The organism is Bacillus multifaciens (assembly GCF_030756675.1).
Lineage (GTDB): Bacteria > Bacillota > Bacilli > Bacillales > Bacillaceae_G > Bacillus_A > Bacillus_A multifaciens.
Genome location: NZ_JAVBXD010000018.1, coordinates 19,084 through 36,722 on the forward strand (window position 1 = coordinate 19,084; position 17,639 = coordinate 36,722).

The 17,639-nt window shown below is 38.8% G+C and carries 12 protein-coding genes and 2 pseudogenes; all 14 read right to left on the bottom strand.

The genetic code is table 11. The annotated features are described in order from the left end of the window. Positions 1-98 precede the first annotated feature (98 nt). Complete coding sequence (locus Q9306_RS13040; protein WP_306199053.1) at positions 99-263, bottom strand: GNAT family N-acetyltransferase; 165 nt, start codon at positions 261-263, stop codon at positions 99-101. 24 nt (positions 264-287) lie between these two features. Further along, positions 288-935 (bottom strand): annotated as a pseudogene (locus Q9306_RS13045) (S66 peptidase family protein); the annotation flags it as partial. 160 nt (positions 936-1,095) lie between these two features. Beyond that, positions 1,096-2,240 (bottom strand): annotated as a pseudogene (locus tag Q9306_RS13050) (IS110 family RNA-guided transposase). Positions 2,241-2,696: 456 nt separating this feature from the next. Continuing rightward, positions 2,697-4,127: a S41 family peptidase gene (locus Q9306_RS13055; RefSeq protein WP_306199055.1), complete on the bottom strand. Its 1,431-nt coding sequence runs from the start codon at positions 4,125-4,127 to the stop codon at positions 2,697-2,699. A gap of 122 nt (positions 4,128-4,249) precedes the next feature. Next, complete coding sequence (ftsX, locus tag Q9306_RS13060) at positions 4,250-5,143, bottom strand: permease-like cell division protein FtsX (RefSeq protein WP_306199057.1); 894 nt, start codon at positions 5,141-5,143, stop codon at positions 4,250-4,252. Next, the gene (ftsE, locus tag Q9306_RS13065) at positions 5,133-5,819 is read right to left on the bottom strand and encodes a cell division ATP-binding protein FtsE (protein WP_306199059.1); all 687 of its coding nucleotides are present in this window, start codon (positions 5,817-5,819) and stop codon (positions 5,133-5,135) included. Before ftsE ends, ftsX begins: the two co-directional genes overlap by 11 nt. Before the next feature lie 583 nt (positions 5,820-6,402). Beyond that, positions 6,403-6,732, bottom strand: coding sequence for a cytochrome c551 (cccB, locus tag Q9306_RS13070; RefSeq protein WP_306199061.1), 330 nt, complete (start codon positions 6,730-6,732; stop codon positions 6,403-6,405). Positions 6,733-7,437: 705 nt separating this feature from the next. Further along, positions 7,438-8,539, bottom strand: a protein-coding gene (gene prfB / locus Q9306_RS13075; protein ID WP_306199063.1) for a peptide chain release factor 2 whose coding sequence is annotated in 2 segments (ribosomal slippage) — positions 7,438-8,466 and positions 8,468-8,539 — 1,101 coding nt in all. Because the reading frame shifts where the segments join, the coding sequence is not laid out codon by codon here. 312 nt (positions 8,540-8,851) lie between these two features. Further along, positions 8,852-11,362 (bottom strand): preprotein translocase subunit SecA, encoded by a 2,511-nt coding sequence (secA, locus tag Q9306_RS13080; protein WP_306199065.1) that lies wholly within the window; start codon positions 11,360-11,362, stop codon positions 8,852-8,854. A gap of 278 nt (positions 11,363-11,640) precedes the next feature. Beyond that, positions 11,641-12,183, bottom strand: a complete 543-nt coding sequence (hpf, locus tag Q9306_RS13085) for a ribosome hibernation-promoting factor, HPF/YfiA family (protein WP_306199066.1) — start codon at positions 12,181-12,183, stop codon at positions 11,641-11,643. A gap of 475 nt (positions 12,184-12,658) precedes the next feature. Then, a complete protein-coding gene (locus tag Q9306_RS13090) occupies positions 12,659-12,859 on the bottom strand; it encodes a cold-shock protein (protein ID WP_306199151.1) in 201 nt (66 codons plus the stop codon). A gap of 117 nt (positions 12,860-12,976) precedes the next feature. Beyond that, the gene (locus tag Q9306_RS13095) at positions 12,977-14,575 is read right to left on the bottom strand and encodes an esterase/lipase family protein (protein ID WP_306199068.1); all 1,599 of its coding nucleotides are present in this window, start codon (positions 14,573-14,575) and stop codon (positions 12,977-12,979) included. 967 nt (positions 14,576-15,542) lie between these two features. Further along, on the bottom strand, positions 15,543-16,250 hold the full coding sequence (locus Q9306_RS13100; protein WP_306199070.1) for a ComF family protein: 708 nt from the start codon (positions 16,248-16,250) through the stop codon (positions 15,543-15,545). Beyond that, on the bottom strand, positions 16,250-17,596 hold the full coding sequence (locus Q9306_RS13105; protein WP_306199073.1) for an ATP-dependent helicase ComFA: 1,347 nt from the start codon (positions 17,594-17,596) through the stop codon (positions 16,250-16,252). Before Q9306_RS13105 ends, Q9306_RS13100 begins: the two co-directional genes overlap by 1 nt. Positions 17,597-17,639: the final 43 nt, after the last annotated feature.

The following is a 17,639-nucleotide window of genomic DNA, read 5'->3' on the forward strand; positions in this document are numbered from 1 at the left end:
TACTGGGTAGGAATAAGCGTAGTTGCTCTCTATGAGGATAGAAGCACTGTCGAACTCCGACAGACGCAACCCGCCACTTCAAACGACCCCTAAGGGTGTTAAGTGGCGGATTGTTGACGCGGATACCATACTGTATATGTCGCAATTTCTGTATTTGAAGCATATTCAAATACATCAGTTGCATCATCAATTGTTAACGGTCGTAAACGTAATCGTCCTGTAATAAGTGTTGGATATTTTTCTAAGATATTTTTATAGTCCATTCCTGTCATTTCCTTTCTACATTTCTACTTGAAATGCTGTATAATGACTCCTTTACCCTCTTCCACCTCAACCTCTGCAAGTGCCCCGTTTATAAATGTAATTTGCGGGGGCGTATGACCACAGTCTACGTCATAAATAATTGGAATTTGCAGCTCATCCATAAGTTCTTGGTATACATCTTCAGCGGTATATTCATTCACTGGATAATTCGCAGCACTGCGGCCAAATAAAATACCTGAACAATTTTCAAACCAACCAGCCAATTTCATTTGAACCAAAGATCGTCGTAAATCAGTAGTCGTTAACTCACAATTTTCAAAGTACCAAATGAACGGATCATCATTACAATATTTTTTCCGAAAATCTTGTACGTTACCAAATGGTGTGCCAATGAGGTGTCTAATCACATCGATACATCCGCCAAGCAATCGGCCTGTAATGTTCACATTACCATTCGAAATTGTTTTCCAATTCGTTTCTTCTGTTAAGTGAAACACACACGGTGATGGATTATTATGTTGCCATTTCGCTTGATATTTCTCTGAAGAATACTGAATAATTGAATCCCCTGATTCCGTTGATAATACACTTTGCCACATTGCTGTTGTACGATCGGAATATTCGCCTCTTACATCTACAAAATTCGTTCCATGAGCAGTCGCTATTCCTGTTTTCTGTGAAAATAATTTGATTCAGGGCACAATTTAGCTTTTTAATAATACATCTAGATCTTCTTTTTGTGTGTGAAACACGCAAAAAGACAATAAGAAAGAAGACTACTGTTCTTTAGATATTTTTTCAGTAGTTGTGTATATGAAATTGGAAACTGGTCTATGCTAGTAATTTTGAGTATTCAATAAATGCCGTTCGTTGTTTCAATATATGGTATATTACCTTAATTACTTTATGCGCAATGGCGATGATTGCTTTTCTCTTTCCTCTTCGTGCGGCTAAAGACCAGAATTTTCCTGATAACCATGTTTTCCGCATACGTGAAATGGCCCATGCTACTTCACAAAGTGTTGTTTTGATATGCGGATTTCCTTTTATAGTCCGGGTGCTTTTTTTTTACCGGCACTTTCATGATTGCCTGGTGATACACCTGCCCAAGAGGATAGATGCTGCGCAGAAGGGAATTGGCTCATTTCGATACCAATCTCTGCGATGATACTTGCGACCGTGTTTTTTTTCACACCTGGTATTGTTAATAAAAGTTCCACTTGTTCCTGATACGGAAGTAATAGTTCATCTATTCTTGCTTCTAATTGTTCAATAGCTTGTTCGAGAAATAAGATGTGATTCCATGAATGCCGAATTAAGAAAATTTGATGTTCGTTTAATGTGCCGAATAAGGAATCTGAAATATCTTGGGCTTTTGGCATCATTTTTGTGTGAATGGTCTCTTCGACATCTTGTAAATTCACGTATCCCTGTTCTACAAGACGAGTTAATAATTTTCGTCCGGATACGCCAAATACATCAGAAATAACAGATCCTAACTTAATATTAGAACACTCTAATGTTTTTTGGATTCTGTTTTTTTCCGCTGTCATATCACCGATTACTTTTTTTCGGCGACGAGTCAAATCACGAAGTTCCCGAATATCCGCTGGTGGAACAAAACTCTTTTCAATCAATCCATATCGAAGAAGTTTGGCAATCCATTCCGCATCAGCTACATCTGTTTTTCGTCCAGGAACATTCTTAATTCGTTGTGCATTGGCAAGGGTAATATCAAAAAAGTCTTCTATAATATTGTAGACCGGTTTCCAATATACACCTGTGCTCTCCATCGCAATATGAGTAATACCAAGAGATTCTAACCACCGAAGCATGTCAAAAAGATTCTTTGTCATTGTAGGAAATGTACGGACTTCCTTTATAAGGGTTTCGTCCGATGAACCAATTAAAATACAAACAACTATCTCTTTTTGATGTACATCTAGACCTGCGCAATGTGTGTGTAATGTATCCATAATATATCCTCCCTAAATTGAAATGAGATGGATAGTAGAGAGAAACGGAAAATCAACATTTTTCTGTACGTGATCAGACGAAGGATCTTCTGTCAACAAAGGGATGTGCACCAATCTCTCTCTTACAGTTTTTAGGTCAGGGTTTTACCCACCATAAAGAAATACGTACTCGGCTATCCATCATTACTATTCAGTATAGAAAGGTTTTAGGTGTGATAAACCCATTTTCATGTAAGGGATGTGAGTGCAAAATCATGGATGTTTTTAGGGAAGGGCGAAAGCTTCTGGCCATGCATAGAAGCGGTCAGGTCCTTTTCCCTGCCACATGCAAAGTTTAAAACAAAGAGAGAAAGCACGTAGCGGGCACGTTTTGTTCTACGCGGCAACGACTGAGATGTTAAAAAATCAAAGTGGATATACATAGAAAAGCTGCCGGGGGTTGCCCGGCAGCTTTTCTTATTTCGCCATTAATTTCAGTGCTGTTTGAAGTTGCATATCGTTTTCACCAGAACGGATTTTTTCAACAATTTTATTCTGGATTGCCTCTGCAGTCTTTTTATCAAGCTTACCCGTTGCATCCATACTGCTTGCATTTTGGAATGCTTTCACAGCTGCTTCTGTTTCTTTACTAAAATAGCCATCTTCACGACCTGGCTCATAGCCAAGACTCTTTAACATCTCTTGTGCATGCTTCACTTGCTCATCGTTATCATTATAAGACAACGTTTTTTCAATTTGAATTGGCGTTGCGTAGTAGTAATCTGGTTGCTTCACTTCAACCGTCGGCTCAATTCCTTTTTTATGAATCCAATTGCCTTCTGGTGTTAGCCATTTAAACATTGTCAGTTTAATATTGCTGCCATCTGTAAACGGTACAGCTTGCTGAACAGTACCTTTTCCAAATGTTTTCTCACCAATAAGAGGATAGCCTTCTCCTTCTTTCAACGCTCCCGCTAAAATTTCAGAAGCAGAGGCACTACCTTTATCAACTAATACAGAGATTGGATACGGTTTTCTTTCTTTTAACGATGTGTAGAACTTTTGCTTCTCGCCATTTCGCTGTTCGACTTGAAGCATTGGTTTTCTATCTGTCATAATTTCTTTTAAAATGTCTTCAACACTTGTTAAATAGCCGCCTGGATTTCCGCGCACATCAATAACAAGCCCTTGTATATTTTTCTTTTCAAGCTCTTTCAACTGATCTTTAAATTCTTTCGCTGTTTTTTCAGAGAATGATGTAATTTGTATATATCCAATATCCTTTCCATTCTCTTTCTTCACAGAACTAAATACAGTGAAAATCGGAATTTTATCACGCTTAATTTTAAATGTTAGCGGATCAGTAACTCCTGAACGCTTCACTTCAAGCGTAACTGTTGTCCCTTTTTTTCCGCGAATCTTCATAACTGCTTCCTCGCGGGATAAGTCTTTCACACCATTCCCATCAACTGTTAAAATTTGATCGTTCGGTTTCAGACCTGCTTTTTCCGCCGGAGAATCTTTAATCGGTGAAACAATGATTAATTTCTCATCCGTTTTATTTACTTCAGCACCAATTCCTTCTAGCTCTGGATCAAGCGATTGCTCAAATTGCGTCGCTGTTTTCTTATCCATGTATGTAGAATATGGGTCTTTCAGCGTTGCCAGCATCCCTTGAATAGCTCCTTCAACTAGCTTGTCATCCTTCACTTCCTCAACATAACGTGAATCAATTAATGCATACGCTTCGCGAATTTTGTCCAAATCCTCTTGTTTTACATTGGCACTTTTCCCTGTAATAGATTGCGCCATATAAGGGCCGCCAAGCCAATATATACCCGCAAACATTCCGCCAGCGCCAATGAAAAACGCTACAACCATCCCTATAATCGCAACTCTACGTTTCAATGCGGAATTCCCCTTTCCGAACACACAATGGTGTATGAAAAGGCATCACACACTGTGCGATGCCTTTAACTATTTCTACTATATGATAAGCTTGTACGAAATATGTTTGCAACTTTTTACACTTATATTTTTAAGAAACGACGGATTGACATAACGCTTCCCCACATACCAATTAATGCACCAATTAGCATTAATAATCCCGATAGTTCAAAAACGAACGGGCTGTATGGAAGCAACTCAAAAATTGTTCCTGCAAATTTCTCATTAAACATAGCTTGAATTGAATTATATGAAATCAGAATCATAATGATCGGAATGATTGAACCTAGTACACCTAGGAATAATCCTTCTAATAAGAATGGCCAACGAATAAACCAGTTTGTTGCCCCAACAAGTTTCATAATTTCAATTTCAGTGCTTCGTGCATAGATTGTAATTTTAATTGTATTAGAGATTAAGAACATCGCTGTGAATAATAGACCAGCAATTAAGATAATCCCAATATTACGGCCAGTTTTTACTGTTTCAAATAGTTTTTCTACTTCACCTTGTCCGTATTGTACCTTATTTACAAATTGCATTTTTGCAATTTTCTTTGCAATAGTAGCTGTATCAGTTGGTTCTTTCGCTTTTACAACATATACGTCTTTTAACGGGTTATCTTGCTCAAATAGCTCGAATGTTTTCCCGCTATCGCCTAAACTTTTAATCAATTTTTTTAGTTCTTCGTCTTTAGAAGAATATTTAACAGAATCGACTTTCGAAATCTTTGTAATATCTTCTTTTAATTTCTTTTGATCCTCTTTCTTAGCTGCTGGATCAATGTGTACACGAATTTCTACATCTTGCTCTACTTTCGTCGCAACATGGTTCATATTCATAATCGCTGTTAAAAAGACACCTACAAGTAGTAATGTAACTGTTACTGCACTTACAGAGGCAAATGTCATCCATCCGTTACGGGATAAATTTTTGACACCTTCTCGTAAATGGCGACTAAGGGTTTTAGTCTTCATATCCGTATCCTCCCTCAATCTCGTCTCGAACAATTTTTCCACCTTCAATTGCAATTACACGATGACGAATTGTATTTACAATATCCGCATTATGCGTCGCCATAATAATCGTTGTACCGCGATCATTAATGCGCTTAAAAATATTCATAATATCCATCGCTGTATCCATATCAAGGTTACCTGTTGGTTCATCGGCAATTACAACTTTCGGACGATTCACGATTGCTCTTGCAATTGCAATACGTTGTTGTTCCCCACCAGAAAGCTCACTTGGCAATGAACCGGCACGATCTTCAAGACCTACCAGACTTAATACTTCCGTAACGCGCTCACGAATCACGTCTCGGTCTTCTTCGATAACTTCTAAAGCAAATGCAACATTTTCATATACAGTTAACTTCGGAAGTAACTTAAAATCTTGGAAAATTACGCCTAGCTGACGACGGAAATACGGTACGTCACGCTCTGCTAAAGATTCAATTACTAAACCATTTACATTAATAGATCCTGTAGTTGGTTTTTCTTCACGATACATCATTTTAATAAATGTAGATTTCCCGGCTCCACTCGGTCCTACTACATATACGAATTCGCCTTGCTTAATTTTTACTGTGAGTCCATTAACGGCTTTCATGCCATTTGGATACTCCTTATAAACATTCGTCATTGTTATCATTATTTATCACCCAATACTAATGATTTTTTCGACACTTTTTATTCTTCGATGTTTAACTATAATTGCTAAAATCTTCGGTCGTTTTCTACGTTTTTCACTATTTCAACTTCTAAATATGTAAAACTTTTTCTGCAAAATTCTACAAAAAGGCACTACGCCCTACATTGTACCATTATTCGCTTTTAAATTCGGATACAAGTTTGTTACAGTTATGTTACACGGTACGAAATATACGACATAACCCAAATAAATAAGACCTCCTGTTGTCACACAATAAGGTCTTATTTGTTGATATTTCATGATGAGATTCTGAGTAAGTCGGCTCCGCTTTTCTTTCTTGTCTAGCTCTGCCTCCTAGGCCCTCATGTCTAAGAACCTTCCACACGAGAAGGTAAAAAGCACCTTCTGTGTGAAAGAACCTTAGCCACCAGGCCTGAACAGTCGGCTCCGCTTTTCTATTTTGTCCAGCTCCTGCGGCTAGAATGGTCGGTGGCTTCGCGCCTTCCTCCGAGGCACAATACGCCTCTCTGTCAGGAGCTCCATCCCCCTCCCATTCTGAACGAGCCGCTTCCGCTTTTCTATTTTACTTCTTCTCAGCTAGCCATTCTGCTACTTTTTTCGCATCTTCGCCTTGGATTAGACCAGCTGGCATAGCGCCGCGGCCTTTCGTGATAATTTTTTCAATATCTTCTTTCCCGTACTTTCCGCCTACTTTTTCTAATGCTGGTCCAGATAATCCTTGTAAGTCATTACCGTGGCAACCTGCACAGCTTTTTTGAAATACTTTCTCAGCGCTATCAGCACTTGCTCCTTGGCCGGGGCTAGAAGGTTTACTTTCTTCTTTTTTTCCACATGCTCCTACTGTAAGGGCTAACGATGCGCCTAATACAATCGTCAATAACTTCTTTTTCATCTATATCGCTCCCTACTATGAATTGACCTCTCAATAGCATTATAATGATTTTCCTGAAATTTCAAAACTTACCTGATCACCCGATATTCCCTTGAATTAGGGTAGTCTCTTGCAGGCTCAAGGCTTTTCAGTAATTGTTTCAATTTCGTGAACAAATGATAGGATACAAAAAATAAAAGTTTTCCATATCAATCCATTTTGATTTTTCAACATATACATCACCGCTATGCAGAATAAAGTGAAACTTCCATCAGTGACGCTTTTCTCACTGATGGTTAGTTGAACCAATCGGGCTTTTACGGGCAGTTATCCCCCACCTATCTTCTTCGCTTCCCTCTGAACCTTGAGGTGGGGGTCTTACTGCCCGTTAATGCGGGATAAAGCATAATCTGCATTCGCTTCCTCCCTTTGTTTTAGGCAAGATGCTTTCGCCTATCTAAAAAGAAAAGATTTTTATGTCAGCTTTTCAATTTGTATTTATATCGTATAAAGAATCCAAAATGCACTTTATTTTTTGTTCTATCACATGCAGCATTTTATTATTTTCTACTTTTTACAAAGTAATATACGACTTGTATGCTACAACTACACCCACCAAAAAGAGAAGTTGTGATGCAACTTCTCTCCTCTTTCTCTCCCTCTAGATAGAAGGTATACTTCGCATTTCCTCACGTATGCGCCAACGCCTTGTTGGCATTTTTTTATTTACGAAATACGGGAACGTAAATATGCATCAATAAATGCATCAATTTCTCCGTCCATAACTGCTTGAACATTCCCGACCTCTGTATTTGTACGGTGATCTTTTACAAGAGAATATGGATGGAATACGTATGAACGAATTTGACTTCCCCAGCCAATTTCTTTTTGTTCACCGCGAATTTCATCAAGCTCTGCTTGTTGTTCTTCTAATTTTTGTTGGTACAGTTTCGCTTTCAACATTTTCATTGCATGCTCACGGTTTTTAATTTGTGAACGCTCAGATTGACATGTTACCACAACATTTGTTGGAATATGTGTAATACGTACAGCTGAGTCAGTCGTATTAATATGCTGTCCACCCGCACCACTTGCACGGTACGTATCTATTTTTAAATCCTCTGTACGTATTTCAATTTCAATATCATCGTTAAACTCTGGTACAACTTCACAAGATACGAACGATGTATGACGACGGCCAGATGAATCGAATGGTGAAATACGAACAAGACGATGCACGCCTTTTTCTGCTTTTAAATAACCGTAAGCATTATGTCCTTTAATTAATAACGTAACGCTTTTAATCCCAGCTTCATCTCCAGGAAGATAATCTAACGTTTCTACTTTAAAGCCGCGTTTTTCTGCCCAGCGTGTATACATACGAAGCAGCATAGAACCCCAATCCTGTGATTCTGTTCCACCTGCACCTGGATGCAACTCTAAAATAGCATTATTCTTGTCGTGTTCTTCATTTAGTAATAATTGAAGTTCGTATTCGTTCATATCTGCAGATAAAGTTTTCACTTCGCTTTCAAGCTCCGCATGTAATTCTTCATCGTATTCTTCTTTTACAAGTTCATGTGTTACTTCTAGATTTTCAAACGTTTCATTCAGCGTGTTAAACTTACCAACCATATCTTTTAAAGCATTTGCTTCATTAATAACTGTTTGTGCACTCTTTTGATCATCCCAGAAGCTCGCACCCATCATAATTTCTTCTAGTTCTGCGATTCGTTTTTCTTTTCCAGCGAGGTCAAAGAGACCCCCTAAACGCCGCTAATCTCTTAGCCATTTTCTCTAATTCTTGTCTAATTTCTACTAATTCCATTTTTGTCACCTCTATGTAATTACTTCATTTATTCCATACGAAAGAGCGGTAAGCCCTTCACTACATTATCCTAGCAACAAGGCAAACTCTCTCTGCTTTTGCGAGAGAGAGTTCATCTCTTGTTATTATATGAATGTTTATCAAAAATTTCCATTCATGAGAAAAAACATTCTAAGCGAGTCGGCTCCGCTTTTCTTTTTGTCCAGCTCCTGCGGCTAGAATCTCCGGTCGTTTCGCCCCCTCGGACGAGGCATAAAGCACCTCTCTGTCGGGGGCGTCCTGCGATTCTAAACGAGCCGCTTCCGCTTTTCTTTATTTCCCGATTCCACAGCAGTTTTTATATTTTTTCCCACTGCCGCATGTGCATAAGTCGTTGCGGCCTGTTTGGTCATTTTTTACGACTGGTTTTTTCTTTGCAGGTTCGTCGCCATCTGTCGGATGAACCGCTTCTCCTTGTGCTACTTCTTGACGTTCTAAGTTTTGTTCGATTTCCGCCTTCATGATGTAACGAGAAATTTCTTCTTCAATAGAAGCAATCATCGCTTCAAACATCGCAAAGCCTTCCATTTGATATTCGCGAAGTGGATCAATTTGACCATACGCGCGTAAATGAATACCTTCACGTAAGTGATCCATTGCATCGATGTGATCCATCCACTTCGAGTCTACAACGCGGAACACAACTACTTTTTCAAATTCACGTATTTGTGCTTCTGGCATTTGCGCTTCTTTCTCGTCGTAGTGTGCTTTCACTTTCGTAAAGATGCTATCAATCATTTCTTCTGGCGCTAGGCGGCGTAATTCGTCTTCTTTCACATCGCCGTCTTGTAGAAGAGTTGAATTTAAGTACTCAACAAGACCAGCAATGTTCCACTCTTCTTCTAATTCCTCTTGCGTGTGAAGAGCTACCGCACGCTCTACTGTAGAATGCATCATTCCTTCAACAATGCCGCGCAGATTTTCTGATTCCATTACATCTTGACGCTGCTTGTAAATAACTTCACGCTGCTGACGAAGTACATCGTCGTATTGAAGCAGCTGCTTACGCGCATCGTAGTTATTACCCTCTACTCGTTTTTGGGCAGATTCAACAGCGCGAGATACCATTTTACTTTCGATTGGCTGTGTATCATCCATACCTAAACGATCCATCATCGCTTTCATATTATCAGCACCAAAACGACGCATCAGTTCATCTTCCATTGAAAGGTAGAACTGCGTCACACCTGAGTCTCCTTGACGTCCAGAACGACCGCGCAGCTGATTATCGATACGTCGGCTTTCATGACGCTCTGTACCGATAACAGCTAAACCTCCGACTTCACGTACGCCATCTGCAAGTTTAATATCCGTACCACGTCCAGCCATGTTTGTCGCGATTGTCACCGCACCTTGATGACCTGCTTCAGCAACAATTTCTGCCTCACGCGCATGGTTTTTCGCATTTAAGACATTATGACGTACACCTTTTCTCGTTAACATCTTCGAAATTAACTCAGATGTTTCAATTGCTACTGTACCAACAAGAACAGGTTGTCCTTTTTTATGACGCTCAACAATATCATTTACAACGGCGTTAAACTTTCCTTCCATTGTTTTAAAGATTAAATCTGCACGATCGTCACGAACAATTGGCTTATTCGTCGGAATCACAATAACTTGCATATTATAGATGTTACGGAATTCTTCTTCTTCTGTTTTCGCTGTACCTGTCATTCCAGAAAGCTTCTCATACATACGGAAGTAGTTTTGGAATGTGATTGTCGCAAGCGTCATACTTTCATTTTGAATTTCTACGCCTTCTTTTGCCTCAATCGCTTGATGCAATCCTTCGCTGTAGCGGCGCCCTTTCATAAGACGACCTGTAAATTGGTCAACAATTACGATTTCGCCTTCTTGCACAACATAATCTGTATCACGCTGCATGACAACATGAGCACGAAGCGCCTGATTAATATGGTGAAGAAGCGCTACATGTTTTAAATCAAATAAATTTTCAATGTGGAACGATTTTTCTGCTTTGTTGATTCCTTCTTCTGTCAACATAACGTTTTTCGTTTTCACATCAAACGAATATTCTTTTTCATTTGTTAGCGTACGCACAAATGCATTCGCAAATATATATAATTCTGCAGATTTTTGCGCTTGTCCAGAAATGATAAGCGGTGTACGTGCTTCATCAATTAAAATGGAGTCTACTTCATCGATGATGGCAAAGTGCAGTGGACGCTGTACACACTGCTCTTTATAAAGCACCATGTTGTCACGTAAGTAGTCGAATCCAAGCTCATTATTCGTGCTGTACGTAATATCAGCAGCATACGCAGCTTGCTTCTCCTCTCGTGACATATGATTTAAATTGATACCAACTGTTAAACCAAGGAACTCATGTAATTGTCCCATTTCACCTGCGTCACGCTGTGCTAAATATTCATTGACTGTAACAACGTGAACACCTTTTCCTGTAAGAGCATTTAAATATACTGGTAAAGTAGAAGTTAACGTTTTACCTTCCCCTGTTTTCATCTCAGAGATATTCCCTTCATGCAGGGCAATACCACCCATTAACTGAACAGGGTATGGACGCATACCAAGCACACGTGTTGCCGCTTCACGCACAACAGCAAAAGCTTCTGGCAACACGTCATCTACTGTTTCACCTTTTGTTAATCGCTCTTTAAACTCTACTGTTTTTCCTTTTAACTGTTCATCTGTCAATGGTGACATTTGATCTGCTAACGCTTCAATTTTATCCACGGTTTTTTGCATACGTTTTATTTGACGTTCATTTGTATCAAACACCTTTTTTAAAATACCGATCATGAGAATACGCTCCTCTTTTATTAAAATAAAACTTCCATCAGTGTCTTTTTTCTTTTCACTGATTGGTCGCTATAACACTCAATTTCATTTTGTATGAAAAATAGAATTCTTTCGCCAACTAAAAAAGTGTAAACCTACTGACAATTGTAACACTTGTTTTATATGTATGACAACAAATCGACTAAATGCATCTATGCATCTATAGAGTAGCGGTCTGCTCACATTCCTATACAATCTAAAAAAACGCAGCCATGACAGCTGCGTTTTGCTTTATATGATTATTTAGTTTCAATTAAACCATATTTTCCATCTTTACGGCCATACACAACATTTGTTTCATTTGTGTCTGAATTTGTAAAGACGAAGAAATTATGACCTAACATATCCATTTGTAAAATCGCTTCTTCTACATCCATTGGTTTTAAGTCAAATCGTTTTGTACGAACAAGCTCTAATTCATCTTCAGCAACCTCTTCTTGCACAGCTGGTTGATCTGGAAGAATCAACATTGCTTTTACAGAGCCTTTCTCACGTAACTTACGATTTACTTTTGTTTTATGTTTACGAATTTGTCTTTCCAGTTTATCTACTACTAAATCAATAGCAGCGTACATATCGCTATTTGTTTCTTCAGCGCGAAGTAATAAATCTGGAAACGGGATTGTTACTTCCACCCTTTGCTTGTCAGAGTATACTTTTAAGTTTACCTTAATTTCTGGAAAAGTATCGAAATAGCGTTCTAACTTATTTAACTTTTTCTCTACATATTCCTTTAATGCTGGAGTTACTTCAATATTTTCACCGCGAATGTTGAATTTCATAGATGAACTCCTCCTTTCAAGCCTATGTATAAGGTTTTCGACAAAGGAATCAAAAACCCTTCCTACATTTTAAAAAATTTTGATAAAATCGATATTTTTTTATCGATTTTTGTAGAAAAGAAAATGTATTATCTTTCCTACTCTTATTTTATCCTATTCACATCGTATTTACTGTATCAGGTGTGAAGAATAAGTTACAAAATTGCTACAACTTTTTGACAACTTTTTCTTTATCCCGCTATTCGTGGGCAGTAATACTCCCACCTAACTTCTTTGTTTTTACCGAATTTTGAGGTGGGAGTATTACTGCCCGTAAAAGCCCGATTGGTGAGGGCTAATAATCAGTGGGGGATGAAGAAAACCCCCACTGATTAAAGTTTCACTTTATATAAAAACCTCCGTTAACTATGCAACGGAGGTTCTCTTATGTGAAACGTTGGTCCTTATAGCGCACCATGTTTCTCAGATAAAATGATTATAACTTTACAACGTTTGCCGCTTGCGGACCACGCGCACCGTCTACAATCTCAAATTCCACTTTTTGCCCTTCTTCTAACGTTTTATATCCATCGTTCTGAATCGCAGAAAAATGAACGAAAACATCATCTCCGCCATCGCGCTCGATAAACCCAAAACCTTTTTCTGAATTAAACCATTTTACTTTTCCTTGCATGATCGTTCCATTCCCTTCAATCTTAAAATAAAGGCATTGCCTCATACTTTGACTATAACGAATTAGAAAACGGAAAGTCAAAGAAGACTTATCGTCTTTTTCTTGTACCTTTCGACATATCTATTTCTCAATATACACAGAACGCACAATTGTCCGAGTATATGCTTTTCCTTCTTTATTTTCCCCTTTAATATCGATCGTTACATTATACACACCTGATTTTTCAACATTCGGCAACTTCCCAGTAAATGTAGATGCATCCTCTTTTTGCAGTTTATTAGTTTGCGAAACTAACTTCCCATCCCGATCTACAACGTGCACATCAAAAGATACGTTTCCTTGCTGCAAGGAACGTTTTTGAGATTTCGTCAACTTAAATTCCGCTTTGTTTTGTTTCACTTTACCTGGCATTTCTAACGTAAACGGTGCAGCCTGTTTATAATTCGCAAGCATTAAATACGCATCATCCTTTTTCTGTGACATCATTTTTAACCGCCATTCTCCTTCTTCCATTTGATCGATTGTGAATGTTCGAATCGTCGCCCCGTTAAAATAAGCATACGCTTCTCCAATTGCCGCTTTACTACTTTGATTTGTGTACACCTTACCAGATGGAGCAATAAGTTGTATTTGCACATTGGGATTTGCCGTCAATACAGAAACACTCCCATCCGTTGCAGCGTCCACCGCAAAGGTTTGTTCCGCCCAGCTATTCGCCGGGAGCGTTCCTCCAAGCACGGTTTGATTCGCATTCACAGCCAAGTTTCTTTGTGATTCTTCAAATACAGTTTCGTTTACGATGGAAGGAGATGGCGACGTACTGTGCAAATAAGGTTCAATCCGTGAAAATACAGATGATCCCATTCGAATGCTATCATGATCAAGACTAGAATCTGTGAATAGATGTTTTCCATAAGGAAGCTTCGTACTCCATTCGTTAACTAACCCATCATTAGCACCATACCAAGAGAGGTAAAACCCGCCCACGGACAACGCAGAGAAGGCCGGTCCCCAACTTGTTCCCGCCACTGTATAATACCGGTTCAACTTAGCGTTCGGATTACTATCCGTTATGTTACGAAACTGCGCCATTTCCCCCGTCTGCAAAGAGTACGTTCCTGCATCTTGTTGTCCTAGTAAAGAAGCAAGCCAGCCTGCCCACCAGCTATATGCCAAATCTGCTAAATTAGATCCATAGTGCGGAGAAGCAAGCGTCACTACATTTTCAACATAACGGCCGGCACCGTAATGGATAAGCGCTGCTTGCGTATCTGGTCCGCCTTTACTGTGCGCAACAATATTCACCTTCTTCCCAAAATGATTATGGATTTGCTCCAGCATAGAAGCGAGCAACCGCCCATTATCCCACTCACTTGCCGAGCCTTTTCCAGCCGCATCATACAGCTGAACAAAAACAGTTTGATACCCTGCATTATAGGCTTTGTTGTACATATCATTCATACCGTGATAGACCGTTTCACCATACCAATCCTTAGCATTCCCATTCTTCCCTTGCACAAAAACGATCGGTGGTTTATTTGAACTATTCTCAGGAGTTGCCCCTAAAAACCAACTCCCAGGAGTAAACGATTCTGACGGCGGAAAAATCCCACCAGATAGTTGTACAGAACTAGCAAAAACAGATGAAATAGGAAAAGAGCAAGAAATAAATATACAAACAGTTAACAATGCAAAGAAACGTTTGAACTTATGAAACATAACAGGCCCCCTTATCGAATTTAAAATTGTCCCGTACAATTATGTTATGCACAGGTTTATCCAATCATTTGTAATTCATTAAATAATAGACGCACGATAAAAAAAGGCGGAATTTCTCCTTACAAAAATTTACTAGTATCATTGCGTAATTCGAGTAGATAAAAACTATGATGATATACAATTTTTAAAAAACATATTGTCATATTTCCAAATCTATAATATACTAAACTTACAAAATTCTTAATATTCAAAAAATTAAGAGGAGGAATTATTATGACGATCGCAATTGCATTTTTATCATTTTTAGGTGGATTAATTCCGTTAATAACAACTCTTTTAAAAGCATTCATGTAATCTTCTCGCACTTATAATAAATTATCGTACAAATAATCTGTCTATCAAAGGTGAATTGATGTGCAGATTATTTGTGTGAGTCTAAATATAACAAAAATATTTTAGTATACATATTGAAAAACGAAGCATGTAATAGGTGATATTACGATGTCGACTTAAAGACTTTCACCTAGATAGTCCCCCTGTTTTTCTTGTTAAAATAGTTTATTTTACCCTTATTATTATCTCAAAAAGAACTTGTAGTGATTGCTACAAGTTCTTTTTGCTTTTCTAGTTAAGTATGAATGGAAACTTTCAAATATTCATTCACCATAAAAAAGAATACTTATTTTTCTATGTTTCGTAGCATATTAAAATTGTATGAGGTGAAACAATATGACCAATAAGAATAAAACTTCTGTGAATAAACGATTTCTAATATTGTTAAGAAACGTACAATATACTTATATAAATAGAATATCCAATGATCTACACTGGTTTTTTAGAAAAAGAAAAGAGTTTCTTTTGAAATTTACCTTAGTTTGATGGCGGTGTGGTGCTATCCCTATATAGAAACACTTTGAAAGCACACTTGCGCCAAACTACATCAGTAAGAAGGAAACCAAATAAAAAATCAGCGGCATAACGTCAAAGACGAAACATTCTTCGCACCTCTTTCGTAGAAACATTGCGCCGCTTGACGCACCGTAATACCAGTTGTATACACGTCATCAATTAAGACAATGTCCTTCCCGTGAAAAGACTCTTCTTCCCCAAAAGAAAAAGGTCGCGACCGCTGCAATCGCTCTGCTCTTGTTTTCTTACTTTGCTTCTCTGCACCGCTTCGCATAAGAGATGTTTTCATCAATGGAATCGATAGGCACGATGCTAATAATTCCGCTTGATTAAAGCCTCGTTCATATTGGCGTGATAAGCTAAGCGGAATTGGAACAATACAATTACAATGCGAAAAATGCTGCCAAAAAGCATTGGCAAACGAAGAAGTAAATAGTTGCACAAGAGCTGCATCACCGCGAAACTTAAAACGAGCTAACACTTCTTTCATCCAGTTATTATATACATAGACAGAGCGATTTTTGACATATACATGCTGAAAATAAGGATCTTCCCTCCAGCGTAAACAATCATGGCAATATTCCCCTTTTCTATATTCACCCGCTAGACATTGAAACATTCTTCCGCAATCTGCACAAATATCTCCTGTAATATAAGAGAATTTTTGTTCACAATACGTGCATACCACCCTCTTATCTTGTTCAACAAAAAAAGAATACCAACTCGGCAAAACAGAGACAACATCGCCGCAAAGAAGGCAATGCATTAGTCAACTAACCCTTCTTGCTTTGCTCGTTTGTTCATCATTTGAATTTGTTTTTGCGCCGCAACCATCGCCTCTGTTTTGCCGTAATGAAAATAGATGACATCTCCAGAAGGAGCATGACGACTGCGCCCTGCACGTCCGGCAATTTGAACGAGTGCACTTTCTGAAAACACCTGCTCTTCTGCCCCTAACACGGCTACTTGTAAATTCGAAACAGTAACACCCCGCTCTAAAATCGTTGTCGTCACTAATAAGGGAATCTCTCCTTTTCGAAACGAAGCCACTTTCTCTTTCCGCTTTGCATCTTCCGCATGCACACCTTCTATACGATGATCGATACATTTTAAAATAGAAACGATTTCTTCTACATAACAAACATGAGGAACAAATAGAAATATAGGATATTGTCTTTCTAAATAGATGTGGAGCCATCGTAAAACGTTGGAAGGTAATGTTTTCTTTTCGATAGATTTTCGCCAATTCCCACACCAGCGAAAAAGGGGTACAGGAAGGGGATAACGATGATAGCGAGCCGGAATAATCACACCGTTTTGTTTTCCATTACGGAGCTTTCTTTGCCACTCTTTAGACGGCGTTGCCGTCAAATAAATAAACGAAGCATTTTCTTTACTAGCAAAGCAAACAGCATATTGCAGCGTATCATCCATCGAATAAGGAAAGGCATCAATCTCATCCACAATCATCACATCAAACGCTCTATAATAACGAAGAAGCTGATGCGTTGTCGAAATAACAAGCTGCGCATTTTTGGATAAGTCATCACTTCCACCGTATAGTGCGCAAATTGAAACAGACGGAAACACTTCTTGCAAACGCGGATAAAGTTCAAGTACAACATCCGTCCGCGGCGTGGCAATACAAATACGTTCCCCGCGGCGCAGCGCTTCTTCAATACCATGAAATAACATCTCTGTTTTCCCCGCGCCGCATACAGCCCAAACAAAAAACGATTCTTTTCGCTTTACCGCCTGGACAATCCCGTCTGCAGCTCTGTGCTGCCCTTCTGATAACTGACCGTCCCACTTCAAACAATTCAGGGTCACTTCGTTTTGTATCGGACCAGTCCAGCGAACAAGCTCTGTACACTCACTCACCCTTCCCATCATGATACATTTCCGGCAATACGTACACACCGCACGGCAGCGATAGCATAAAAATGAAAAAAATAATCGCCGCTCTTTATTTCCGCAGCGCTGACACAGATAACGAGAGTTTTTCCTTACAACACCTTTCTCATAACGAATATAACCTTTCCGCTCCAACTGATACAGTTCTTCTTTCGATACAGATACTTCCTCTAACAGTAATTGACGACCTTCTAGCATCTCACTCCCCCCTTTCTGCTTTTACTATAAAAGCATGGAAAGA